Source organism: Alphaproteobacteria bacterium LSUCC0396 (assembly GCA_041228345.1).
GTDB lineage: Bacteria > Pseudomonadota > Alphaproteobacteria > Puniceispirillales > Puniceispirillaceae > UBA3439.
On record CP166131.1, the window covers coordinates 874,426 to 900,902 of the forward strand.

The window sequence follows — 26,477 nt, forward strand, 5'->3', positions numbered from 1 at the left end:
TCGGGCCTTGGCTATCAATTAATAGCGATATTGCTCACTCTTAAACGGGCCTTGTTGTTTCACCCCAATGTAATCGGCCTGATCAGGACGAAGCGTGCTAAGGCTTGCGCCAACCTTGGCAAGATGCAGAGCGGCGACTTTTTCATCGAGGTGGCGCGGCAAGGTATAGACCTTATTTTCATATTGATCACCGCGCGACCAAAGCTCGATCTGTGCCAGAACCTGATTTGTAAAGGACGCCGACATCACAAATGACGGGTGGCCAGTACCGCAACCAAGATTGACCAAACGCCCCTTTGCAAGCAGGATCATCCGCTTGCCGTCAGGAAATTCGACTTCATCAACCTGCGGCTTTACTTCTGACCATGTCATATTATTCAGCGACGCAACATCAATCTCATTGTCAAAATGGCCGATGTTACAGACAATCGCACGGTCTTTCATATCACGCATATGATCAATGGTAATCACGTGCCGATTGCCGGTCGCCGTCACAAAGATATCCGCCTTTGGTGCTGCCTGTTCCATGGTGACAACTTCATAGCCTTCCATTGCCGCCTGCAACGCACAAATCGGATCAACCTCAGTAACCATCACCCGCGCACCGCCCTGACGAAGCGATGCTGCCGACCCTTTACCAACATCACCATAGCCCGCAACAACAGCAACCTTGCCAGCCAGCATCACGTCGGTTGCGCGGCGAATACCGTCAACCAGTGACTCGCGGCATCCATATAGATTGTCAAATTTTGACTTGGTGACTGAGTCATTCACATTGATCGCAGGGAATGGCAACCCGCCCATTTCAGCGAGCTGATACAGGCGAAGAACACCTGTGGTGGTCTCTTCAGAAACGCCCTTTAGCGCATCACGCTGGCGGGTGAACCAGCCTGGGCTGCTGGCAAGCCGGCGCTTTAGCTGCGCCTTTAGATATTCTTCTTCTTCGGTTTCTGGATTAGCCAGCACATCCTCACCAGCCTCGGCCCGCGCGCCAAGCAGAATGTACATGGTGGCATCGCCGCCATCATCGAGAATTAGATTAGCTGTCTGGTCATTCGGCCAGTCGAAAATACAATCAACATATTGCCAGTAATCGGCCAAGGTCTCGCCCTTGATTGCAAAGACCGGAACACCAGATTTGGCAATCGCTGCCGCGGCGTGATCCTGGGTTGAAAAGATATTACAGCTCGACCAGCGCACATCGGCGCCAAGATCGACCAACGTCTCGATTAGGACTGCCGTTTGCACCGTCATATGAAGACAACCAGCGATCCGGGCGCCAGCTAATGGTTTGGCTGACCCAAACTCATCGCGAAGTGCCATAAGACCCGGCATTTCTGTTTCAGCGATTGATAGTTCCTTGCGGCCCCAATCAGCGAGACCAATATCTGCAATCACATAATCCGTCGCCATCGTTTCATCCTATCTTTTTTGTCGGTAAAAACTGCGCTTCGTTTAGCAAATTAACACCGTCTTTGAAAGGGCTAGATATAGCCGCGGCAAATCGCGCCGCCTAGGGGGCCGTGTTCGCTGGCAGCAGGCCAAAGACCTAGTCAGCTATTTTTGCCAATTCACGATGTTCAAGGCGCACCGGATACCCCTCGGCCTCAATCCATTTTGCCATTTGCGCGGCGGCCCATACCGATCGATGCTTGCCACCGGTACAGCCAAAGGCAAGCGTCAAATGCGGCCGCCCATCAATCTTCATCCGGGCAAACATAACCGATAGCATCGCTTTGAATTGCCCAAGAACGTCTTGTGCCGCATCATCCTTTTCCAGAAACGCCGCTACCTTGGCATCAAGCCCGGTTAAATCGCGTAACCCGTCATCCCAATGCGGATTTTTTGCAAATCGCATATCAATGATTTGATCGGCAGTTTCGGGAAGACCATGCCGATAAGAAAATGACAGAATATGAACCGGCATTGGCGGCGCCGGTTCAAGATGCAGCGCGTCCAGCAGGCTGCGACGAAGATCAGCCGGTGCCAGCCCGCTGCTATCAATCACGATATCAGCTAAGGTCTCAACATCGGTCATGCGCTCCATGTCTGCCCTGACCGCGGCATCAAGATCCATCTCATAACCAAGCGGATGCTGGCGCCTCGTGGCGTTATATCGGCGCATTAAATCGGCATGACCGGCGCTGATAAACACAATTTTAAAGCCATCACCAAGCCGCTTTGCCAGATTTTTCACAAGGCGCGCCACGGCATCAGCCCCAAAACCGCTAGTACGGGCATCAAGCCCGATCGCAATCGACCGGCCGCCCGTTTCAACCTCAAGCGCGATCAATGGATCAACCAGTGCTAGCGGCAGATTATCGACCGCGGCAAAGCCATAATCCTCCAGAACTTTCAATGCAGTCGAATGACCGGCACCCGAAACACCGGTTACAAGCACAAGCTTTACTGAAGAAATATGGTTTGACATGACATCACTTTACTACAGCCATCAGGAAAAAACAGCTTTAGCTTTCTGATGGCAAAACAAGCCGGAAGCGGGCACCGCCGCCGAGCCGGTTTGCGGCGGTCAGTTTCCCATTATGCGCATCGACAATCTGCCGCGCAATAGACAGACCAAGTCCAGAATGTTCGCCAAAACTCTCGCCGCTTGGCCGTTCGCTATAGAACCGGTTAAACACGGTTTCAAGCTTGCCATCAGGGATGCCGGGGCCATCATCCAATATATCCAAGACTGCCATTTTATCAGCAGCATCATGGCTGAGGACAAATTGCACTGCCCCCTGTTTCGGGCTGAACGAGATTGCATTGCTAAGCACATTATCAATGACCTGAACGATCCGGCTCTCATTCATCCGCACCATGATCGGTGCTGCCGGTTTCTCAAACAGCAATTTGTGCTGGCTATGGGTTTGCGCGCGCATCTGCAGGAAATTATCTATCAAGCTGGCAAAATCAACCGGATCGCGGATTTGCCCGATGATTTCGGTATCAACACGGCTGGCTTGGGAAATATCGCTGATCAAACGATCAAGCCGCTGCACATCTTGTAAGATAACCGCCAGCAGCTTTTTTTTCTGCGCAGCCGTTTTTGCCCGGCTAAAGGTTTCGGTGGCACTGCGTAAAGATGATAGCGGGTTCTTGATTTCATGCGCCACGTCAGCGGCAAAAGCCGCGGTGGCTTGAATACGCTTTTGTAATTCATCGGTCAGTTCAATTAGCGAGTCCGACAATTGACCAATTTCATCATTGCGATGCGGCAGGCGCTGCAGACGGCTGGACATATCTGCGCTTTGTCGCAATTTATCGGCTGCCGCCGCCAATCGTGAAATCGGCCTTGTGATGGATCGCGCCAGATAAAGGCTAAGGCCAAGCGTGACCAACAGCACCCCAACAAATAGCTGTAGAAATACGATATTCACATTTGCCAGCTCTTTTTCAATCTTGCCACCGCCAATTGAGACCATCAACGCACCACGGACAAGGCGTAGGTTTTGCACCGGCACCGCAACTGACAGCATAAGGTTACCATCACGGTCAATGCGCAAAGCACGGCGCGGCTCACCGGACAGCGCCGCAATGACCTCGGCATAATGGCTGGCACGTTGGCGCCGCCGCTCGACATATTCGGGTAATTCATCATAGGGGCTAAACCAGCCCGATGCCGCCGTCACCATATCATTCAGAAAGTTACGGGTTTGCCGATGCCAGCTTTTACCCCGATGCCGCCGGATATCGACATTTGGCTGAAAGCCGCTGCGCCGCGCCGTATCAGCAAGCAACGAGCCATTCGGTTGAAACACCCGCGCCCGTAACGAGCTGCCGAGGCCAACAAGTGGCAATAGATGGGTCATGGTTTCAGGCGATAGCTGGCGGCGGGCAACACGCCGGTCACGATCCGCCTCGGCCAGTGCCAGTGACCGTGCTAGGGTGAAACCCTGCCGTTCAAGCGCAACAAATTCTGACTGGATTAAGGTGGTGCGATATTGATCTAACGACAGCAGCCCAGCCAGAAAAATAGCCAGCGGAAACAGCATAATTGCCATAATCCGCGCGGTTAGGCGGCTCATGCGAAGCGGCGACACAAGCCTTTGCGCCTTGCCACGGATCCAGCCAGATAATCGACGCCAACGCAAAATCCCGATAGTCCCGCTCCCTCGGCGATCACCATAAACCCCCGAAACCTTATCGCCGCCATTATGCCGCGTTCGGCATCGCCGCGCGACATTTATGATGTTTTATATTTATAGCCGATTCCGTAAAGCGTTTCTATCTGGTCAAAATCCGTGTCATGCGCACGTAATTTGCGACGCAGCCGCTTGATATGGCTGTCAATGGTGCGGTCATCGAGGAAAATGCTTTCGCCATATGCAGCATCCATCAACTGGTCACGATTTTTCACCATGCCCGGACGCGATGCCAGCGCCTGCAAAATAAGAAATTCAGTCACCGTCAGCTTTACTTCCTGACCACGCCAGCTGCATAAATGGCGGTCAGAATCCATGAGTAATTCACCAAGACGGATGACATTCGGCCCCGTTGCCTTCATTGCCCCGCCGCTGGCACGGCGCAGCACGGCACGAATACGAGCCAGCAATAATCGCTGTGAGAACGGTTTGGTGATATAATCATCTGCGCCCATCCCAAGGCCAAGCGCCTCGTCAAGCTCATCATCTTTACTGGTCAGGAAGATCACCGGCATTTGTGACAGGCCGCGTATTTTCTGCAGCAATTCCATACCATCCATGCGCGGCATTTTAATATCAAACACACCAAGATTGGCTGGCCGTCTGGCAAGTCCCGCAAGCGCCGCCTCGCCATCATGATAGCAATCAACCTCAAAGCCTTCGGACTCAAGCGTCAAGGATACCGAGGTCAGAATATTCTGATCATCATCAACAAGCGCAATTCGGTCTGCCATTATAGTCTCCCACTTCCCCATCACCTGACTTAAGAACAAGCCTGCCAGTCTATCAGCCTGCAATCTGCAAATAAAACAAGGCCAATATAGGGCAGAAAGTCGGCATAATCGGGCCAGCATTATACATTGGGGAAAATCCTAATGGGACCAGCCTTAATGGGCATCAGCCCAACTGTCAGCGATCCCAGCCTCGGCAACAATCGGTACAGCAAGCGACAGTAACGGCGCCGCAGCATTTTCCATAACCGAAGTGATCAGCTTGGTTGCGGCCTCGGCTTCGGCTTCGGGCGCCTCAAAAATCAATTCATCATGCACCTGCAACAACATGGTCGCGTTCAGCCCCGCCGCGCTGAGGGCTGGCGGTATGCGGATCATCGCGCGTTTAATAATATCGGCCGCACTGCCTTGGATTGGCGCGTTGATCGCTTGGCGTTCGGCAAAACCACGCATGGCCTGATTTCCGCCGTCAAAGCCGGTAATATGAATGCGGCGCCCAAACAGCGTTTCGACATAGCCATCCTCGCGTGCCGATAGCTTTATCCGTTCCATATAATCCCTTATGCCGGGGAAATTCTTGAAATAGGCGGTGATGAAATCGCCAGCTTCTCCGCGTGAAATTCCCAGCTGACGCGCCAGCCCAAAGGCCGAAATGCCATAGATAATGCCAAAATTAATTGCCTTTGCGCGGCGTCTGTTTTCACTGTCCATTTGATCAAGCGGCACGCCAAATACCTCGGACGCTGTGCGCGCGTGAATATCCAACCCGGCATGAAATGCCTCAATCATCGTGCTCTCGCCGGCAACATGCGCCACGAGACGCAACTCGATCTGCGAATAATCGGCAGAGATCAATTTATGCCCGGGCGCCGCGATAAAGGCGGTGCGGATCTGCCGACCCTCAGCGGTGCGAATGGGAATATTCTGCACATTCGGATCGGATGACGACAGGCGGCCAGTACTAGCACCGACCATTGAAAATGATGTGTGAACCCGCCCCGTTGCAGGCAGGATCGAGTCAACCAGCGCATCCGCATAGGTTGATTTCAATTTTGCCAATTGTCGCCAATCAAGAACTTTAGCGGCAATCTCAACACCCGATGCCGCCAGATCTTCAAGCACATCAGCCGACGTAGAATAGGCACCTGTTTTGGCCTTTTTGCCGCCTTGCAGCCCCATTTTATCAAACAGAATTTCACCAAGCTGTTTTGGCGAGGCAATGTTGAAATCCTCGCCAGCAAGCTGATGAATCTCGGTCTGCAACGCTGCCATACGGCTTGCAAAATCATTCGACATCCGCGCTAATATCCCGCGATCAACGGTAATGCCACTTGCCTCCATTTCAGCAAGAATCGGGATCAGCGGGCGTTCCAGCCTTTCATAAACAGATGCCACCCGCTCTGTACTGAGGCGCGGCTTAAACTGATGCCAAAGACGAAGCGTGATATCAGCATCCTCGGCCGCGTAATCCAGCGCCGCCTCTGGTGCCAGCGTGCCAAAGGCAACTTGCTTGGCACCCTTGCCGCAAACATCGGAATATTTGATCGTGTCATAATCCAGCCAATGCTTTGCCAGATGATCCATCGAATGACCACCAACACGCCCGCCATCCAATACATAAGACAGGCACATTGTATCATCGACCGGGCCTAGCTTTACCCCGCCATTGCGCGGCCATAGCAAGATATGCGAGTCATATTTCAAATTATGCCCAATTTTTAAAACCGCCGGATCTTCGAATACCGGCTTTAGCATCGCCATTGCCGTATCAAACGGAATTTGCTGATACGAAACCGGAGCCTCAGCCGAAAAATCTAGACCGCCCTGCGCGTCACCATTTTCAGCGATTGCGCCGTGGCGCAATGGCACATAACAGGCGTTCCCCGGCGTTAGGGCCATTGAAATGCCAACCAGATCAGCCGCCGCAGCGTTCAGGCCACTGGTTTCAGTATCGACCGCAAGAAACCCCTGCGCCGTCGCCGCGGCAAGAAAGCCCGCCAACGCATCAATGTCGGTAATAAGCTGATACTGGGTCGTTACCGGATCAAGCGCGACAGCGGGGCTTTGGGACACTGATCCGGCAGCACCCCCTAAATCTGGTGCTGATGGTGATGGTGATAATGGTGATGCGCTGGCCGCCATCGACCGCACGGCACCACCAATTTTGCCGTTATGGTCACTGCCAGACCCATTATGCCCATGATCAGCGCCGATGCGAACCAGTAATCGTTTGAATTCCTGTTCTTGCAAGAACGCAGTCAAGCGATCCATATCACGGGGCGGGGTCGATAGCGCGGCAAGCTCAAGCGGCATCGGTGCATCGTCACGAAGCCTGACAAGCTGGCGTGAAATACGCGCCTGCTCGGCAAAATTAATCAAATTTTCACGGCGCTTTGGCTGTTTAATACTGTCCACACTTGCCAGCAAATTATCCAGATCGCCAAAAGTCTGAATCAATTCGGCTGCGGTTTTCACCCCAATACCCGGCACCCCGGGCACATTGTCAGTAGAGTCGCCAGCCAGAGCCTGCACATCAACCACTTTTTCCGGCGGCACACCAAACCGGTCAAACACCTCATCCGCGCCAATGCGGCGCTGTTTCATCGGGTCAAGCATCGTGATATCACCACGAACCAGCTGCATCAGATCCTTGTCTGACGAGACAATCAACGTTGCAAGGCCAGCCTCCTCGGCAACCCGCGCATAGGTGGCAATCAGATCGTCAGCCTCAAAACCCGGCGCCTCAAGTAACGGCAGGCTCAACGCCTCGGTCGCAGCGCGCACCAAGGCAAATTGCGGCACTAGCTCTTCGGGCGGTTCTGACCGGTTCGCTTTATATTCAGGATAAATGTCCGAACGAAATGTCTTGCGGGCAACGTCAAACACCACCGCCACATGATCGGGCGCCAGATCATCAACAAGCTTCATTAACATTGCGGTAAAGCCATAAACGGCATTTACCGGCGTTCCGTCGCTGCGGGTCATGGGTGGCAGGGCGTGAAAGGCACGGAAAATATATCCCGACCCGTCCACTAGTACCAATCTACCCTTCTCAGCCATAAATCCCCGCATTCATCCTGCTGGCAATCTTGCCAGCTATTTTTTTCGGCACTATTACATCCGTTACGGGCTAGCCCGCCCCACACCCGATATGATGCGACCGGTTTCGCCCCTCACCATCACGCCGCGACTGTCAATCACAACGCCGCTGATGACGACACGGCGTTTCGCTATTTCGCCGCAACAAATACGCATGAGCAATAGGGGCAGGTAACCTTGCCACCCGTGCCAAGCGTTAACCAGACTTGCGGATGACCAAGCGCTCCGCCGCCACCATTGCAGGCAACACGCGACTGGTTTGTCACGATTACATTTGACGATGATGGAGCGGTTGATTGATCAGCCGCATTGCTAGCTTGTTCTGGGGTCATGCTATCCTCAATGGTATCGAATAAAGTGGCAGAAAATGGCGCTGCGGCCAAAAACCTTTTTGCCCGCCTTTAACCTATAGCGGCTTGCCAATTGATGCAATTGTAACCGGCGCAGGCGGCGGAAGAATCTTTCGATAGGCCCAAAAGATTTCAGGCGGGCACTTGGCAAAGCGGCTCGCGGCCCCGGCTGTTGCGGATATCGCCCCTTGCCGCCCCACACACATCGGCCTATATCTTGGCAGGTGAGCAAAGCCGAATTTTCATCCACGAATTTTCATCCACAAGGGGGGCGCCATCATGACCGTACAAAATGCTGGCATTCATCATACCGCCTTTACCCATAGCCCCAAATCCGGGCTGGCGATCGAGGCGCGCGGGGTGAATAAAATATATGATGCCGCCGGGCGCGCGCATCACGCGCTTAAATCGGTTGATATCGAGGTGCCGGTTGGCTGTGTTTTCGGGCTATTAGGGCCGAATGGCGCTGGCAAATCGACCTTTATCAACATTATGGCCGGAACTGTGCTGAAAACCAGCGGCAGCATTTCAATTTGGGGAACGGATATTGACGATAATCCGCGCCAGTCGCGGGCCAACATCGGCATCGTACCGCAGGAATTGAACATCGACGCTTTTTTCACGCCACGCGAAACGCTGGATATGATGGCAGGCCTGTTTGGCGTGCCGAAATCCGAACGTCACACCGATGAAATTCTGGAAATGGTCGGCCTGACCGAACAGGCAAATTTCTATTCGCGTCGTCTGTCTGGCGGCATGCGCAGGCGGCTACTAGTTGGCAAGGCGATGGTGCATCGCCCCCCAATTTTGGTTCTGGACGAGCCTACCGCCGGCGTTGATGTCGCACTTCGGCAACGGCTGTGGGATAGCATCAAAATGCTGAACCGGGCCGGTGTTACGGTGGTGCTGACGACGCATTATCTAGAAGAGGCAGAGGCGCTGTGCGACCGTATCGCCATTATTAACAAGGGCGAAATTATCGCGGCAAAGACAAAGGACGAGCTTTTGGCGTCAGCCGGGCAAAAAACACTGCATCTAAGCCTGAAAGCACCGCCGCCACAACCGCTGCCAGCGGCGCTAATCGCGCTTGGTGCGCACTGGCATTTTCAGCATAAAGAGCGCGAAGCCCGCTTATCGATTATTTTTGATCCGGCGACCAGTAATGCAATTGATATTTTGCAAGCGGTACAGGCAGCCGGCTGCGATATCAGCGATATCAGCACCGCCGAGCCCGACCTTGAAGATGTGTTCCTCAGCCTGACGAATTAAGCCAAGCTGCGGGGCGGATCATGTCAAACGGCATTACCCCCTTGGCAGCGGCACAAAGTCAGTATAGAAGATAGCTATCCAGACGTTGGCTGGTTTACGCCAGCCAAGTTGTTCCGGCCAGCTCGCGCTGGCGAATTATTGTTGTTAGGCTCGGCGCGTTTTACCCCTTGGTAATAACGCCAGCAGCAATAAGGACGCACTCGTAGCTCAGCTGGATAGAGCGCTGCCCTCCGAAGGCAGAGGTCAGAGGTTCGAATCCTCTCGAGTGCGCCATTTTCGTATATTTTTCAATATATTACTGCGCCATTTTTTTCGGCCTGGGTAAAAAATTTGGCTGTTGCGATCAAAAAAATCATAAAATCCCTTTTTTTCTTAGTGCTTGCCTTATCTTGGTCGCACTTATTTCAGTAACAGATTTGTCAAAAGTTTCTTCTTCAAAAGAATACCCCACACCTCTTCCATAGGTGATATTCACAATATTGGGAACCAACATAATTTCATATTCAACTCCTCTTTTAAAACTATCTTGAAGTAAACTTTCTTCAATATTTGAACAGACTATATCCCAGCTAAATGGATTATCATCTTGTCCATCACCACCAGATGCACCTTGAACATCTCTGACTTGAATTATCACCTGTCCTGTCTTTACGACGCACCTTTTAAAAAGAGCTTGGTGACCATCATGCCACGGCTGCCATCTGCCCAACATCTGCACTGTTGGTTTTTTCCAATCAAACATATTTACCCCTTAACCCGTAAGACTTCTCGAGCAACATCATGATGATTATTGTCATTCCATTCTGTTATACGCATTTCAACATTAACAGGACGTTCAAATAACTTATTCGTATCCTCGTATCGCCCCACGTTTATTGTGTCCATCCAGACAGTAAAATCTGCATCGAACATTTGTCTGGTTTTCATGGTGGGGCAAACAAAATCACACACTACAAACCTCCCATGGCTTTTCTCAAAATCTGCGAAGGTTTTCATCCTATTAGATTGCCTTATTCTTCCGTCTTCAGAGAAGTCCCAATCGTTTGCCATTTCTCGAATTTTGTCTGCATTGAACCAAGCAGAACCAATTAATGGAACCAACCTTTCAGTCAGATACGTTTTACCACTGCCTGGTAACCCCATTATTAAAATTTTCATGAGAAACCTCATAATTACTAATTGGTTGTATTTTCAAGAATCTGAAACCCATTAGTGAAATACTTCACGCCATCACAGCTGAAAGGTGTTAACGACATGCGTTGCACTTTACAATTTAATTTTTTAAAAAAATTTGGCTTTGTAATAAGTCAAGTGATAACTTATATTTACTGAATATTCACGCTAATGAGCATTCGGCAGTTATTGGTCAACTCAGGACTTTAAGCAACAAGTGAACTTGACAATCAACCAAGCGCTCAAGCAGGCGATTACAGCCCATCAAGCGGGCAGGGTTCAAGATGCGGAACGCGTGTATCGAGCTATTTTGCAATCTCAGCCTCTCCATCCAGATGCCAATCACAACCTTGGGGTAATATTAGTATCCGCTAATAAACCTGATATGGCATTGCCATTATTCAAAACTGCGTTGGATATAAATCCGAATATAGAACAATTTTGGGTAAGTTGTATTGATGCACTCGTAAAAGTCAAAAATCTAAAGGAAGCTAAACAGGCTATCAAAAAAGCTAAAAAGAGAGGATTTAATGCCAAGAAACTGCAAGCATTAATTTGTCAGTCAGAAAGAACAGTTGGCGCAAAATTGCCATCTCATGAAAACATTCGTCGTCTTTTAGAATACTATCAGAACGGGCGATACGGTGATGCTGAAAAGCTAGCAATTTCCATCACTCAAGAATTCCCAAAGCACCAATTTGGATGGGGGGTACTTGGAGCAATATATTGGCAATCGGGGAGACATTCTGAAGCGGTGAACGCTAACCAAAAGGCAGTGATATTATCACCGCATGATGCCGACGCTCATAGCAACTTAGGCACCACTCTCAGAGAACTAAGAAGGTTAGACGAAGCTGAAGCAAGCTACAGGCAAGCGACGGCGTTAAAACCTAACTTTTTTGAAGCCCATAGCAACTTAGGTGTCGTGCTGCAAGAATTAGGCAGATTGGATGAAGCGGAAGCTAGCTACAACCTAGCCATAACTTTGAAGCCTGACTTTGCCGAAGCCCACAACAACTTGGGTAACACTCTTCAAGAGCTCGGAAGATTAGACCAAGCTGAAGCAAGCTACAGGCAAGCGATAGCGTTGAAACCTGACTTTACTGAAGCCCATAGCAACTTGGGTGTCGTGCTGCAAAAATTAGGCAGATTGGACGAAGCTCTAAACAGCGAGAAACAAGCGATAGCTCTTAATCCTGACTTTGCCGAGTCCCACTACAACCTAGGCACCATCCTTAAAGAGCTAGGAAGATTAGAACAAGCTGAAGCAAGCTACAGGCAAGCGATCGTGTTAAAAGATGACTACGCTAAAGCCCACTTGGCTCTTACATCAATGAAAAAATTTAATGCGCAGGATTCGCAATACTTTAAAATGCTGGAACAATATTCTGATGAAAATATTTCGGATGAGTGCCGCTGCCAAATTAACTTTGGGTTAGCCAAAGCTTGTGAAGATTTAGAAGACTTTGAGCAAGCGTTTCTGCATTATACAGAGGGTAATGCGCTGCGTAAAAAACTTTTGAATTATAATATCGATCGAGATGTAGAGCTCTTCACACGTCTCAAATGCAGTTATCTAAAAATAGAAAAAAATTCATTAGAACCTGACAAATTATCAAAGAATTTAATGCCGATTTTTATTGTTGGGATGCCACGCTCTGGAACAACTTTAGTTGAACAAATAGTTTCTTCTCATTCGCAAGTTACTGCAGCAGGAGAGTTACCTTTTGCAGCACAATTTGGCGCTGCTATTGCTCATGGTTTTTCTGAAGCAACCGACGAGTCCTTACTGAACTTCCGAACTAAATATTTAAAAAAACTTGAGAGTTTCTCGAATGGCAATTTGATTATTACAGACAAGATGCCACAAAACTTTCATTACCTGGGATTACTTGCTTCTGCTTTTCCTGAAGCTAAAATAGTACACGTTAAAAGAAACCCTGCCGCAGTATGTTGGGCAAATTACAAGCAGTATTTTGAATCAAAGAATATTGGCTACTGTTACGCGATTGATGACGTAGTTAGTTATTATAAACTATACGAAAACCTTATGGATTTTTGGATAAGCAAGCTCAGTAAAAGAATATATAACCTTGATTACGAACTATTAACAATTAATCAGGAAAGTGAGACTCGGCAGCTAATTGAATATCTAGGCTTAGACTGGGATGAAAACTGCCTATCACCTCAAAACAATACGAGAAGCGTAGGAACAGCGTCTAACCTTCAAGTTAGGCAAAAAGTTTACAAAGGTAGTTCAGAGCAATGGAAAAAATATAAACCATTTTTAAATGGTGTGTTTGACCAATTTTCTAGTTGATATAACACTGACACCGCTGAAATAACTATACTACAATTGAACATTTGCTATACTACGATCAACTTACGGACTGATTTTATTATATTTTAACATACAACCTGTGCCCTCCGAAGGCAGAGGTCACAGGTTCGAATCCTGTCGAGTGCGCCAATTTCTCCAAGGCTTTAGCTGCATTTGTGCAGTCCTTCAAAAGCTCATTGCTCCAATGATGCTCCACGGAGGACAGCTATCTGAACGTTTTACACGCTCTTGAACGCGCATCGCCAAAAGAGAAAAGAGACATGTATATGGTAAATGAAGATTGGCCTGATGCTGTTAAATTTGGGTTCTGGCTCTTGCTAGAAGAATGCGCTGATGAAATGATGTCATCAGCTGATTGTAAAGGTCAGCCCCAATAATCTTGTCCTCAATTCCGGCGTCAATATTTGGATTATCATTTACCTCAATGATAAAGGCGCGGCCGTCTATTTCTTTTATATCGACGCCATAGAGACCGTTGCCAACGCTAAGGCTAGCCCGAATGGCCGCATCGAGAACATGGGTCGGCACCTCTGTCACCGGGACAGTCTCAAAATCACCCGAGTCCACTTTGTTGTTCGATTTGTGATTATATATTTGCCAATGCCCCCGCGACATAAAATATTTGCACGCGAAGAGCGGTTGGCCGTCGAGAACCCCGATGCGCCAGTCATAGAGGGTTGGCATGAACTCCTGAGCGACCAAAACATAGCTTTTCTCTAAAAGTAGATTTGCTTTGGAGAGAAAGGCATCAGTAGTTTCAATTTTGAATACACCGCGTGAAAATGACCCGTCTGGAATTTTTAGCACGAGTGGAAATGCGAGACTGGTCGCCATTTCGTTGAGATTCCCCGATGTGACAAGCCAGCTTTTTGGCATGTTCAAATGGGCGCGCTCGAGAACTTCCTTCAAAAAAACTTTGTTCGAACAGCGGAGAATGGATTGGGGATCATCGATCACTGGCATGCCAAGTCGGTCTGCTGCAAGTGCGAATTCATATGAATAATTGTTAAGTTGCGTTGTTGTTCTGATAAACAGCCCATCGAAAGAGGCCAGCCGTTTTATATCTGTCTTTTCAATCACGCTGCAGGCGATATCGATCTTTTTACCGGCGCGAATGAAGGCGTTTATGGCGCGGCTATTTGATGGTGGAAGTAGCTCACGCCTGTCAATTAGGATGGCAAGATCAAAGGCTGAATGACGTATGAAGGCCGGGTTTGGAATCGGCGAGGACACTGCCGCTTTAAGCGCTTCAGAAAAGCGTGGCCGATCCTTTTCATCCACCGCAGTAAATGATAGTGGCCAGACGTAACGCACGTCCCACCCATTGCTGCTGCGCTGTAATAGCACCTCAAGTACAGGTGATGGAAATAACCGGTAACATTGCCGACAAAGGCGGCGTGCCCAGTCAGCGTCGGTTTGACCAAAATAAAATTCAAGCGATATTTTATCATGCGCATGTTCGTTTTGTGCCAGATAATCCTGTGGTAACAGCGAACTTAGCACGCCAAGATGTTTCTTATAAAGCCGCCGACGCACCAGACTGGATAGCGTATCGACACTTGGCAATGTTCGATTGCCGCGCGCCTCGGCAATTAAGGAAACATAATATCCTGAGCCCAGATATTCATCACTCGGGCAAAGATTGATGATATGATTCTGTGCCCCTTGACGGTCAGTCGCGATTAGAAATTGTCGCGCAACAATGACTTCCAGTTTTGAGTTTCCTGTCAGATGCAGGTTTAAATGGCGTGCATCTTGCGCGCGTGACACGACGATTAGAGTGCGCTGGCGTCTCGCCGGCAGTTGATCCGGCTGGATTAGCGTTGTGGTATCACCAAGCACGGCAACCATCTTCAGCGCATCTGCACCATCTTCATAATAGGCAGGCAACCGCCTCTGAACAGCAAAGCCAAGCCCTTGATAAAAGCCTATCAGGTTGGGTTTATTGGCCCTAACCTCAAGCGACAAAAGACGTTTGCCTTCGTGCGCGGCACTGTTTCGCATTGCATTCACCAGCATTTCGCCGATGCCGTTTTGGCGCCAGCGCTCTAATACTGCCAGTGAATAAAGACGGGCACTCTTTCCGTTTCGTCGCCAATGGATCAGCGCATATCCAACCGCTGTGTTGCCAACCCGTGCCACTTTCATGACCTGAACTGGATTTTTGAGACTTCGGGAAAAGGACCGGCGTGAAAGCCTGTCCGTCGGGAAACAACTATTCTCGATCGCGACGAGAGCCTCAATATCTCTGGTCTCAGCATCATTGATGATTATGTTCATAAAATCAGGACGACATCACTGCATGTTGACTGAAAAATTTACTTCCGCTTTTGCCAGTGTTTTGTCAATTGAATTATTGGAGCGCGGCACTGTGACTGACAACAGATCCAAGACAAAGGCTTTTTCGTTATCAGCGATAATATGGTTTGAAGAAACTAAGAGATAAGGGCGGCTAGGAAGCCTTGTCTTGATACAGAAGCCTATAATCTGCCAGAAACTGTGGATAGCGCCCTCTTCAGGATAGCCCCGGGCACCCGCCGGCCGCACATGTGCCTCGCGCATATCGTGCGATTGAGTCAGGGTTATACTGAATTGCTCCCTTTTTTAGTCAGCTCTCATACCGCGTTTCACCCCGCTTTGTTGGGTCGGTGTTAAGTTCCGTCAATAACGGTTCATGCGCCCGTTGTGAGCAGTTATGCCTGAGGCAAAGATGACAGTTTATGCCTATCTTGCTAAAAGTGTCTTTATCTGGCGGCGGAAAAGCTGATGTGTAGATCAATTTGCTTGAATGTTTGATGCTGCAACCAAGTGATATCGCTAACCGTCGATCTTGAGTTTGCATTGAATAAACTGGGCGTTCAGTTGTTCTTGCTAAGGTAAAAAATTTCTCTCCATCGGGTAATTCGACATATTGAGGTAAAATAACGCCGGGTGTCCGAAAGGCTGTATGCAAGTTCCATACAGGGCATGATCCCCCGTGCTCGGCGATGTTAAAGCTCGTAGCGTTAAACCGTTTTGTTACATTTCCGGCCTTGTCAACGCGAAGAAAGAAAAATGGAACGCCGCGTTTGGTCTCTCTTTGCATCGTGGTCAATCGCTGGCAGGCCTGTTCGAATGAAACAGCAAAGGCAGATGCCATCCTGTCGATGTCATATTTGCTCTTTTCTGCCATTTCATGAAAATCGTCATATGGCATCAAAACAGCAGCCGCAAAGTAGTTTGCCAGCTCAACATGACAGCGCGCAACGGCATGCGATGAACCACTCCTGATATTTGATGTAATGCCATCCATGACGTCCGCTAATTCAACAAAACATAGTATATGTGCCAGTTGGAATGTGCGGTTCTGATAATCCAAGGCTTCAGAGAGCTGGATCACGCGCGTATCAGTATCGTAAATACGCAAAGAATCATTCATTTTTTCAACCGGTTTTGTCTCAACGGTTATGCCGTGCTTTTTTAGAAGACGCTGTTTGAGCATGTATAGCATTTCATATGGCTGACTTGGCTCTTCTAATCTAAGTGTCTCAGCCGCCTGCTCCAACTCATCAAAATAATTGAAATTGTCACGGAAAAAGTCATGAATGATCGCGTCAGGCGAGGCTGTAAGCAACTCTGTCGGCATACGTTCATTGCCAAACTTCATTATATTGTCGATTGCGATACGATGACTTTGATGAAGTTTTAGAAAGTTTTGAACCAGAGATGGGGCATGGTCTATTGCCGCACGAAGCTCCTGCAAATCAGGCTGGGTCGTTGCAAATAGCGGGTCTTGGATCGCATTGCGCAGATCTGCCAGCAGATTCGTGCTTTTGTCCATCACAACATCTCGCCAATCGACGTTGTAATTATCTGCCAAAGCCATCAATATCGGGACTGATAAGCTTCTTTGATTTTTTTCAAGAAGATTAATATAGGCGGCGCTAACTCCGAGGATTCCCCCCATTTCAGCCTGTGTCTGGCCTTTTTCGCGGCGGAGCTGGCGCAATTGCGTTCCGATAAATGTTTTTTGCATATTCCAATGGCTCTCTTCGGCATATTAACAAATTAACAAAATCTAGAATTGTTATATAAACACTATACACAATAACACTATTTTTGGTGATATTTGACTATTTTTGTTTAAACCTTTCCTCCCACGCAATGGAGGACGTTATGATTGGTTATAAAACTTTGGCTGTACCCGGCCCGACGAACATGCCCTATGAAGTGCAGCGCGCAATGGAAGTTCCATTGGAAGATCACCGCGCTCCTGACTTTCCAAATTTCACGCTGCCGCTATTCGCCGATCTTAAAACGATATTTCGGACTGAAACCGGCCGTGTGTTTGTGTTCCCCGGTTCAGGAACGGGTGGATGGGAGGCGGCCATTAGCAATCTTTTGTCTGCCGGCGATAACGTTCTGACGTCAACCTATGGCCAGTTCTCCTCACTCTGGGTCAAAATGTGCCAAGACTTTGGCCTAAATGTGCAGAATATCGACGTTACTTGGGGCGAAGGCGTGCCGCTCGATGATTATTATTCAGCCCTCTCGGCTGATAAGAGCCATTCCATCAAAGCAGTGCTTGTCTGTCACAATGAAACAGCAACGGGCGTTACAAGTGATGTGAAGGCTGTCCGTCAGATACTGGATGACCTCAACCATCCAGCACTGCTTTTTGTTGATGGGGTTAGCTCGGTTGGAAGCCTTGAATTTCGAATGGAAGAATGGGGTATTGATGTCGCTGTATCGGGTTCACAAAAAGGTTTTATGATGCCGACAGGGCTTTGCATTGTTGGTGTTAGCAAAAAGGCCTTGGAAGCATGTTCAACGTCGAAATTCCCCCGCGGGTATTTCAGCTTTCAGGAAATGATGAAAATGAATGAGCAGGGCTATTTCCCATACACCCCTGCGGCCACACTTTTGCGAGGTCTGCGGGCATCAATCGATCTTCTTCACGTTGAGGGATTGGACAATGTTGCAGCACGCCACAATCGCCTCGCCGCTGGCGTTCGGGCTGCAGTTGATGCTTGGGGGCTTAAGAATTGCGCTGCTGAACCGAAGTGGTACTCGGATACGGTAACGGCGATCGTTGTTCCTGAAAAACATGATGCCAATGATGTCATCAATGCGGCTTATCATAATTATGGCGTTTCACTTGGTGGCGGACTTGGAAAAGTCGCTGGTAAGGTCTTTCGTATTGGTCATTTGGGCTGGCTGAACGAAACAATGGTTCTCCGCGCCCTTGGTGGGGTTGAAATGGCCATGCGGGACGTCGGCATCCAGTTTCAAGCCGGTAGTGGCGTTGGTGCTGCAGTTGAACTATACACTGACACGCGCCAGCCTCTTAGCTTAGCTGCTGAATAGTGGCTTTGCCCGTAAAGGAAGTATGGCCGCTCGCCATTCCTGATAATCTTGGGGTTAATTGGAGGCTAGAAAATGTCGCCCGATTAACCCTGTTCTTCTCTGCCCTGCCTTGGCCCTGCCATGTTTAGACCCTGCCTTGGCTCTGCCATGCTTAGGCCATGCCTAGGCCATGCCTAGGCCGTCATGACTGAACAGGGTCGGGAAATGGCTGCAAGGAAGCTGCGGGTCATCCGAACAGCCTTTTGTTAAGGGTGACTTTTGGTGCTGTCCGAAACATCCCACGCTATCGACCTATTCTTGGCCAGCCAACCGCGCAGTCAACTCGTTTTCGACTAGCGTTAGATCCACCCCATTATTCATGGTCACATCTTGGAAACTACGATAGTCAAGCTCGTCGATACAGCCTAAGTTGATTCCACAAATATTAGGTGTGGTTCGCCTTTGGTGGTGAGTCATGATCCCACATTTTGAACAAAAATGATGGGTGGCAATTTTTGTATTCCATTTGTAATGGATCAGATATTCGGCGCCGCTTTCAATTTTAACATCGTCACTTGGGCATGATAGCATAACCGCACCGCGACGCTTGCAGAGGCTGCAATCACAGCGCCGGACAGCACTCATATCAATATTGCGCGGGATTGAAAACTTAACTGTTCCACAGTGACAATTGCCATAAAATCTATCTTTATCCATCCGCTTTTCCCCTTGCATAATTTTTTAATCACACCGCGCCGACATGCCGCCATCGACAATAATCTCAGTGCCGGTGATAAAGCGCGCTTCATCCGAGGCCAAAAAGAGAACAGCATTTGCAGTATCAATTCCATTTCCCATAAAGCCAAGCGGAATACGGGCAAGCCTTTGTTTCAATAAAGCATCAACATTGCCCCCGGCGCGCTGACCAGCAAGCCGCGCCTCCACCATTGGCGTATGCAATTGCCCCGGAACCACAGTGTTTACTCTAATACCCTTTGGCGCATATTCGACAGCCACTACCTTAGAGAGTTGGACAACCCCAGCTTTAGACGCGGCATATGCTACCTGAGCCGAGCCAGTCCAGCGGAGCCCAGACGTGGAGGCAATATTGACAATCGATCCAGATTTCTTTGCGGCCATATGTGGCAGTGCGAATTTACAGGCGTTAAAAACACTCGTCAGATTATAGTCAATCTGGGCCTGCCAGTCTTGTTCTGATAATTCAACTGGCCCACCTTTTTTTGACCCGCCAACATTATTCACCAAAATATCAAGCCGACCAAACCTTTTGATACAGTCTTCAACCATAGCCCGGACCTGATCCGAATTGGTAACATCGCATTGATGCGGAATGATGCGGTCCTTGTGCGCCGCATTATGTTTCATCGTGTCCTCTAGTTGATCCAATGACAAGTCAACCGCCAGCACGCGCGCACCTTCTTCGATAAACCTTGTGGCAATCGCGCGGCCGTTTCCCCAACCAGCACCAACACAACCAGCACCGGTTACAATTGCAATCTTGTTATCTAGACGTCCCATCAATGGGTTCCTTTAAAATTTTTCCTAAGGCAAAGATTACCTAATCTTCTGCGCCCTGCACAAGCGCTTGTAGGGCATGTTACTAGCGGTGTTTTGATGACGCAAAGCATTGAGATCAAAGCACAAAGAAAATTCTTATAAGCGCTAAATATTAGCTTTTTTCGAGAAAATCGAGAGGCCCGGCAGATCCCAATCCAAGACGAGTTGTTTCAGTCTCTATCACCACATCGGGTGTCACGTTGCCCAAATTCACATCTGGGCCAAACGTTTTCACAAGGAATTTTTTTCCGGCATAAATTTGAACCGTGGTACTCCCAACGCGCGGCGTTGCGAGTTCAAAGATACATCGGGTAATATCAACATTTTGCCGAAGAGCCAAAATCAACGCCTCGTTTGGCACGCCTCCATGCATCAACTCAGCTGCCTCGATTAGGGCAAACTCTGCGCCCATTTCCAAAACCTCATTCACGTCGTCAATGATTGACATTATCGAAGAGCTTTGCCTTTTATCGCCGATCTCGCCAACAGGGTTCATGCCCTGATCGCGAACCATATCAAAGAGCTGTTGCCTCAAACCTTGGCCAAGTTGAACCATATTGTCAGAAATTTCTATAATATCGAAGCCAAGAGCCTGCGCTTCACTCAAATGTCGCGGCATGGCATCAACGCCCATTGTGTGAAGAACATATTCTTGAAATTGGCCTCCAAGAAACGGCCTAATATCGTTTGCGCGCAGCATCTCAATTTTTGCCTGCAAATGCGTCTTCTCAAAAAGCCGGGATGTGCCAGTAGCAATTTTGAACAAATCAATATAATGACCAGCAACGTCAATAAGGTCAGACAAAGACGCCAACCCCAATTGATAGTCGGACACCATTGTGATACCAGATTTGCGGGGCTTTGAGACGGTTCTACGCTTATCAATAGAAACAAATTCGAAAGCTGTCGTAAACGGCATCTGAAAATCTTTCATTAATTGTTTGAGGTCATAGCTTATACAGCAAGCTGCCTTTTGACATCACAAATCTGAGCGATACCCCGTTTCTAAAACGGCAATTACGCACTCGCTGGCGTCGACCTATTCTAAGCCAACCAATCTGATAATGAGTGTTATGTCTTTAGCATAAATGTCTTTGGAGGGCCCTTGTTATATTGCGCCGTTTGCCGGCGATGAAGGAACCGCGCATCACGCAAACTGCCGCCGCCCATCCTTTCAATGGGGACACCGGCAGATCAGGCGTTACAGTCGTAAGAATTCCGACTTGCCGCGTCAGTCAGCAGGTGACAGCATCATTGAGGCTTCAGGCCAACGCGGTGGCAAGAGCTTATCTCGAATGCGCCATTTTTCCTTCCGTCACTGTGCATAAATCATTTCAATCTAAACGGTCGCACATGGCGCGGCTGGTTGTCCAAGGCCGCATGCAGCCGCCTCAAAGCCGCCCTACCCCGCCCGGTCTTTTGATTTCATTAACTGCAGCATGATCAGCTTGAGTATCAATCGGCCAGCACCAATCATCGAAAGCTGATTCAGATCATTTTTTGGCGCCAACTCAACAAGGTTCAACCCCACAATCTGTCCCTTTGCCGCTAGTGCCTCAAACAGCTCGATAATATGCCACCACATCAGCCCACCCGGCGCGAGCGCAATTGTTCCCGGCATCACCGAAGGATCAAGCCCATCAACATCCAAGGTGACAAAAAACTTGCCCGATGATGGTAGCGCAGCAATCACCGGCGCGATACCGTGTCGGTGAATATCCTTTGCCGGATGAATCTGTGCGCCCCATTTGCGCGCAATGTCTATTTCCGACTTTTGCGCACTCCCAAACGAACGGATGCCGATCTGGTGAATGGCAGTAATATGGTCCTGCTCGGCGGCGCGGCGCATGGGGCTGGAATAGCCGTCATAAATGCCATAGCGTTCATCACGCCAATCCAAATGCGCGTCAATCTGAATTAAGGTGATATCTGATAGGGCATCAAGCCCCCTTATCACCGGGTTGGTCACGCCATCATCGCCGCCAATGCTAATTGGCATAATACCGCGCTGAACGGCAAAGCGAACGGCATTTTCTGCAGCGGCGTAATGCTGCTGAATATCGCCCCCGTCAAAAGGAATATCGCCGCCATCGACGATTGCAAAATCATCCAAACAGATAGCGTGCTGGAAATCAGCATCTAGCGCTTGACCATCAATTAGAATCCGCGGGCTTGCTGCACGCAACGCAACCGGGGCAGTCGATTGGTTATTAGGAAACAAATGCTTAAGATAGGGCTTGCCATAAGGCACACCAAAAATAACCGCCTCGGCGTGCAGATCTTGCCAGTCGCTAATGACCGGAAGATTAACGAAGCTGGTGTCGGTGGGCGGATTGGTTTTGGGAATGGTGATCGTCATGATGCTACTATGCTTTCTCCTAGAGAGCGGCTTGGTAATGGCCAGGCATAAGCTGCAATGACCACCGGCCAACGCATTAGTATTTTAGTAAAGCATAGTCTGATAGAAAAATCACATAGAATGCCATTTTGAAAAAAGCAGCCTTTTCATTTTTAAATCTTGGACTAGCATAAACCCAAATTGTCCGCCATGTCTGCGCGGCGCACGATGTCTTGATAAAGGATAGGAACAATGACAGGCATTTCAGATGATCCCTATTGGTGGCAGGCGGCACCACCACAGGATTTTATCATTGATAACTGGCCGACGCGCGCTGATGTGGTGATTATTGGCGGCGGCTATTCCGGATTTGGCGCTGCTATTCCGCTGGCCCGCGCCGGGCTTGATGTGGTGATTTTAGAGCGCGACCAGGTCGGGTCGGGCGCCTCAACGCGGAATGGCGGCATTACCAGCGGTAATTTGCGGCTGTCTTTCGATGATCTGACCAAAAGATTTGGCGCAGAAAAAGCCACAGCTTTTTACCAGGAAGCCAAAGCGGCGCGGGCTGATCTGGCACAGTTTATCACCAGCGAAAAGATTGATTGCGACCTTCAGCAATGTGGGCGTCTGGTTGGTGCCTTGCGTCCAGAATCGCTCGATAGCATGAAAAATGATGCTGAAAGGCTGACCAAATTGCTTGGTATTGACGCCGTTGTCTATGATCGCGCCAGCCTGCCTGATTACATTGATACATCGCGTTATTGCGGCGGTATGATGCGCGACGATATTGGCGGCATTCATCCAGCAAAATTACTGGCTGGCATGTGCCAGGTCGCAACTGCAGCTTCGGTCAAAATCGCAACCCAGACAAAAATGGTCGCGGTGAGCCGGCAACGCACTTCATCACCCACCCCCAAATTTCGTGTCGAGACCAGTCGCGGGGTTATTCATGCCGGCCATGTTATCAGCGCAACAAATGCATACACAGATGCAGGTCAGCCATGGTTGCGCCGCCGTCTTATTCCGGTGATTTCCGAGATGATTGCTACCGAAGAGCTTGGCGAGAATATGGTCAAAAGCCTGATGCCGGGGTTGAACATGTATGGCGAAGCCCTGCAGCTTGGGCATTATTACCGTCCATCACCTGATGGAAAACGCATCCTCTTGGGCGGGCGCCGGATGAGTCCGAATCCGGTCAGGGCGCGTAAAAGGCTGGTCGGGGGATTGGCCTCAATCTTTCCCCAGCTTGCCGATATCGCCATCACAAATCACTGGTTTGGGTTTGTTGCCTTTCCGTTCGACCAGCTGCCAAAGCTGGCGGTTCATGATGGGGTTATTTACCCAGCTGGCTATTGCGGTTCGGGAACGGTTTGGGCGCGCTGGCTAGGTCAAAAAGCGGCGCATATGGTGCTTGCTGATCTGAATGGAAGTGCATTTGAGGGAAGCGCATTTCAGGGCGTTCCGTTTCGCACGATGCCGTTTTATTCTGGCGAACCATGGTTTTTGCCATTGGCCATGGGGCTATATGCGATTCAGGATAAATTCAAAACAACGTCAAAATAACCGAGCCTTACAGTCAGACTATATCAGCCGCCAGCGTACCTAACGGCGGCTGGTTTGATCCGGCGACTCAGCGAAACGGTGCGGTGAAAACGCCGCAAGATTAACTCGCGTTTGCCGCGCCATAACCAGATCTGCCAAGGCTTCGCCAACTGCTGGCCCAAGCTGGAACCCATGTGCCGAAAACCCAAAGCCATGAATTATACCTGCTTCGCCACCATTGCCGATAATCGGCAAATCATCCTTTGTATAGCCTTCGATTCCAGCCCATGCGCGTAAGATGGCGACATCGCGCAAATGTGGAAAGACGCGCCCTGCGGTCATCACAAAACTGCTTAGACCGGCTGGAATGATTTGTGTCAAATTACGCGCTACATCTGCAACACCGCGCTTACCACCGCCAATTACCATCGACCCATTATCAAGCTGTTTGAATGACAATGTGCCACCCATGACCCCAACAACAGATTGCAAAAATATTGGCTGGCGATCGGTGATAACAAGCATTGGCGCATGCGCCTCGATTGGCAAAACATCACCGGTCATTCTGGCAATTCGCCCACCCCAAGCACCAGCACAATTCACCACAATATCGGTTTCGATCATGCCAGCATCAGTTGTCACCTGCCAATGTTCACCAGATCTATCGATTGATGTCACAGTCACCGGCGTTCGAAATTCGGCACCAAGAGCCACCGCCTTATCATGAAAGGCGCGCGTAATTTTCCACGGCAGGGCCCAGCCATCGCCCTGAACCAGAACACCGCCAAGAACCGATTTTGTAAGATGCGGAATGCGGCAAAGCAGCTGGTCACGATCAACCCATGTTTCATGCTGGAATCCGGCCTTATGTAATTGCTGTATGCGCCGAGACGCAAGATCAGCCCCCGCATCATCAAGCGCGACCTTGACATAAAATTGCCGATGAAACCCCTTATCGATATCAAGCAATTGATCAATCTGGTTCCACCAGTCCATCGCCGCAACCGAGAGGGGAATTTCCGCAATATCGCGCCCAAGACGACGAACCCCGCCAGCATTAACCCCTGATGCATGGCGCCCGACATGATCTTTATCGACAACAATGACCGGCTGGCCACGCTGGCTCAAAAAGAACGCTGTAGCGCAGCCTTGGATACCTGCGCCAATAATAACAACAGGCCGCGTAGCAGCCGGTCCCACTAGTCTGGCCATGGTCCCTCAAGGCTGGCAAGCTCGGCAAGGGTGATCGGCTTTACCGGCGGACGAAGCCGGTAATAGCCGGTTTCTGTCATTGATTGACCCGTATGGGACGCAATCATTTCCTGAACGACCAAGCCGCAACTACGCCCCTGACAACGCCCCATCCCCGCGCGGCAAAAGGCTTTTAGCTGATTTGGGCCGCTGGCACCGCTGTCAAGCGCCGCATCGACATCGGCTTTGCTAACAGCCTCGCATCGGCAGATGATCGTCTCGTCAGCCTGCGCCAGCCGGAAATGGGCCGGTGGTAAATAAAGCCGGTCAAGAAATGGACGGATACTCAGATAGTGCAGATGCCGCAATTTATAATATAGCTGTGCCAGAAAACGCGGCTTGCCGCAGCGGGCGACAATCGCGCTTGCTGCTAATCGTCCGGCAATTACGGCCGCCTTGGCACCACCAATACCAGCACCATCGCCGGCAATATAAATCTGCTCGTCAGACGATTTTCCGGTGACATCAATTACTGGTCGCCAGCAATGTGCCTGATGATCCCATTGATGCGCAAGCCCGGTTGCCATTGTCAGATTAACATTCGGCACAACGCCCTGATGCAAAAATATATGGTTGGAGCCGATCTCAATTTTGTCTCCGGTCGACAGGGTGCAAGACACGCCCTGAGCCTGCGACTGCCCGATGATTTCAACCGCGATTACATGGTTAATTACCTCGGTATTACGACGGATATCACCGAGCCATTTCCGCCCCATCGCTACCATTCCGGGTTGCAAGAATGCCAAAGGGGCAAATGGAATAGCCGATCGCCATTGTTTGGTGCCAGTAATGTCAATAACAGCCCGAACCGACAGCCCCGCTTTGATATATTGCCACGCAGTCAGATATAGAAGCGGGCCAGACCCGACAAATACCGCATCTTCAGCCCCAATTGCTGCCTGTTTTAACAGAGTTTGCGCGCCGCCAACGCTCATCACACCAGGCAATGTCCAGCCCTTTACCGGCATTGGTCGTTCAATCGCGCCGGTTGCAATGATGATATAATCGGCGGTGATTAATTCGGCTTTGCCCTGCGAGACAAGTGCAATTTCATGCGTATCGGTGATTTGCCAAACTGTGCAATCGGGCCGGTAAATGGCACCACAATCGGCAAAGCTCTGGGCAAGCTTGACGCCGTCATAATAGCTCTGACCAAGATAGGCAGGTGAGGTTTTCTGATTGGCCTGCAGATTCCGGTAAACCTGACCGCCATTATCTTTCTGGTCATCAATGACGATCGTCTCGAGACCAGCCTTTGTTGTTGTCAGAGCCGCCGCCATACCAGCAGGACCAGCGCCAATGATGACAATTTGAAAATGCTGATTTGCCATC

General features: G+C 49.7%; 21 protein-coding genes and 1 tRNA gene. 5 read left to right on the top strand and 17 right to left on the bottom strand.

Translation table 11 applies throughout. The annotated features are described in order from the left end of the window. Window positions 1–18 precede the first annotated feature (18 nt). From ahcY to AB8881_04425, 7 genes are all read right to left on the bottom strand, one after another. Complete coding sequence (gene ahcY, locus AB8881_04395; protein ID XDZ64128.1) at window positions 19–1,413, bottom strand: adenosylhomocysteinase; 1,395 nt, start codon at window positions 1,411–1,413, stop codon at window positions 19–21. Window positions 1,414–1,549: 136 nt separating this feature from the next. Continuing rightward, on the bottom strand, window positions 1,550–2,431 hold the full coding sequence (rapZ, locus tag AB8881_04400) for an RNase adapter RapZ (protein ID XDZ64129.1): 882 nt from the start codon (window positions 2,429–2,431) through the stop codon (window positions 1,550–1,552). A gap of 37 nt (window positions 2,432–2,468) precedes the next feature. Beyond that, on the bottom strand, window positions 2,469–4,031 hold the full coding sequence (locus tag AB8881_04405) for a stimulus-sensing domain-containing protein (protein ID XDZ64130.1): 1,563 nt from the start codon (window positions 4,029–4,031) through the stop codon (window positions 2,469–2,471). After that, entirely contained in the window at window positions 4,028–4,189 is a 162-nt protein-coding gene (locus AB8881_04410; protein XDZ64131.1) for a hypothetical protein, read from the bottom strand. Before AB8881_04410 ends, AB8881_04405 begins: the two co-directional genes overlap by 4 nt. Continuing rightward, a complete protein-coding gene (locus AB8881_04415) occupies window positions 4,190–4,882 on the bottom strand; it encodes a response regulator transcription factor (GenBank protein XDZ64132.1) in 693 nt (230 codons plus the stop codon). Between the two features lie 153 nt (window positions 4,883–5,035). Next, entirely contained in the window at window positions 5,036–7,939 is a 2,904-nt protein-coding gene (gene polA, locus AB8881_04420) for a DNA polymerase I (protein ID XDZ64133.1), read from the bottom strand. A gap of 170 nt (window positions 7,940–8,109) precedes the next feature. Next, window positions 8,110–8,310: a zinc-finger domain-containing protein gene (locus AB8881_04425; protein XDZ64134.1), complete on the bottom strand. Its 201-nt coding sequence runs from the start codon at window positions 8,308–8,310 to the stop codon at window positions 8,110–8,112. A 297-nt stretch (window positions 8,311–8,607) separates the two neighbouring features. On the opposite strand from AB8881_04425, the gene AB8881_04430 reads away from it, so the two are divergent. Both AB8881_04430 and AB8881_04435 read left to right on the top strand, forming a co-directional pair. Further along, entirely contained in the window at window positions 8,608–9,597 is a 990-nt protein-coding gene (locus tag AB8881_04430) for an ABC transporter ATP-binding protein (GenBank protein XDZ64135.1), read from the top strand. A 196-nt stretch (window positions 9,598–9,793) separates the two neighbouring features. Further along, window positions 9,794–9,870 (top strand) — tRNA-Arg (locus AB8881_04435). 79 nt (window positions 9,871–9,949) lie between these two features. Here AB8881_04435 and AB8881_04440 read toward each other — a convergent pair. Beyond that, entirely contained in the window at window positions 9,950–10,339 is a 390-nt protein-coding gene (locus tag AB8881_04440; protein ID XDZ64136.1) for a cytidyltransferase, read from the bottom strand. 2 nt (window positions 10,340–10,341) lie between these two features. Further along, on the bottom strand, window positions 10,342–10,755 hold the full coding sequence (locus tag AB8881_04445) for an adenylyl-sulfate kinase (protein ID XDZ64137.1): 414 nt from the start codon (window positions 10,753–10,755) through the stop codon (window positions 10,342–10,344). 238 nt (window positions 10,756–10,993) lie between these two features. Here AB8881_04445 and AB8881_04450 point away from each other — a divergent pair, with 238 nt between their 5' ends. Continuing rightward, window positions 10,994–13,090, top strand: a complete 2,097-nt coding sequence (locus AB8881_04450; protein XDZ64138.1) for a tetratricopeptide repeat protein — start codon at window positions 10,994–10,996, stop codon at window positions 13,088–13,090. Between the two features lie 315 nt (window positions 13,091–13,405). On the opposite strand, the gene AB8881_04455 is transcribed toward AB8881_04450, so the two are convergent. Continuing rightward, complete coding sequence (locus AB8881_04455; GenBank protein ID XDZ64139.1) at window positions 13,406–15,391, bottom strand: GNAT family N-acetyltransferase; 1,986 nt, start codon at window positions 15,389–15,391, stop codon at window positions 13,406–13,408. 328 nt (window positions 15,392–15,719) lie between these two features. Beyond that, window positions 15,720–17,126, bottom strand: a complete 1,407-nt coding sequence (locus AB8881_04460; protein ID XDZ64140.1) for a short-chain fatty acyl-CoA regulator family protein — start codon at window positions 17,124–17,126, stop codon at window positions 15,720–15,722. Window positions 17,127–17,266: 140 nt separating this feature from the next. Here AB8881_04460 and AB8881_04465 point away from each other — a divergent pair, with 140 nt between their 5' ends. Next, a complete protein-coding gene (locus AB8881_04465; GenBank protein ID XDZ64141.1) occupies window positions 17,267–18,457 on the top strand; it encodes an aminotransferase class V-fold PLP-dependent enzyme in 1,191 nt (396 codons plus the stop codon). Between the two features lie 291 nt (window positions 18,458–18,748). Here the strand turns inward: AB8881_04465 and AB8881_04470 are convergent, their stop codons facing one another. The 4 genes from AB8881_04470 to AB8881_04485 form a co-directional block, all read right to left on the bottom strand. Further along, complete coding sequence (locus AB8881_04470) at window positions 18,749–19,153, bottom strand: GFA family protein (protein ID XDZ64142.1); 405 nt, start codon at window positions 19,151–19,153, stop codon at window positions 18,749–18,751. A 24-nt stretch (window positions 19,154–19,177) separates the two neighbouring features. Further along, window positions 19,178–19,978 (bottom strand): SDR family NAD(P)-dependent oxidoreductase, encoded by an 801-nt coding sequence (locus tag AB8881_04475; GenBank protein ID XDZ64143.1) that lies wholly within the window; start codon window positions 19,976–19,978, stop codon window positions 19,178–19,180. Between the two features lie 148 nt (window positions 19,979–20,126). Beyond that, a complete protein-coding gene (locus AB8881_04480; GenBank protein XDZ64144.1) occupies window positions 20,127–20,933 on the bottom strand; it encodes a phosphosulfolactate synthase in 807 nt (268 codons plus the stop codon). A 483-nt stretch (window positions 20,934–21,416) separates the two neighbouring features. Next, window positions 21,417–22,373: an arginase family protein gene (locus AB8881_04485; GenBank protein XDZ64145.1), complete on the bottom strand. Its 957-nt coding sequence runs from the start codon at window positions 22,371–22,373 to the stop codon at window positions 21,417–21,419. 231 nt (window positions 22,374–22,604) lie between these two features. On the opposite strand from AB8881_04485, the gene AB8881_04490 reads away from it, so the two are divergent. Further along, entirely contained in the window at window positions 22,605–23,915 is a 1,311-nt protein-coding gene (locus AB8881_04490) for an NAD(P)/FAD-dependent oxidoreductase (protein XDZ64146.1), read from the top strand. Between the two features lie 39 nt (window positions 23,916–23,954). Here AB8881_04490 and AB8881_04495 read toward each other — a convergent pair whose 3' ends face one another. Beyond that, window positions 23,955–25,094, bottom strand: coding sequence for an NAD(P)/FAD-dependent oxidoreductase (locus tag AB8881_04495; GenBank protein XDZ64147.1), 1,140 nt, complete (start codon window positions 25,092–25,094; stop codon window positions 23,955–23,957). Further along, a complete protein-coding gene (locus AB8881_04500) occupies window positions 25,094–26,476 on the bottom strand; it encodes an NAD(P)/FAD-dependent oxidoreductase (protein XDZ64148.1) in 1,383 nt (460 codons plus the stop codon). The genes AB8881_04495 and AB8881_04500 overlap by 1 nt, the downstream gene beginning before the upstream one ends. Window position 26,477 lies beyond the last annotated feature (1 nt).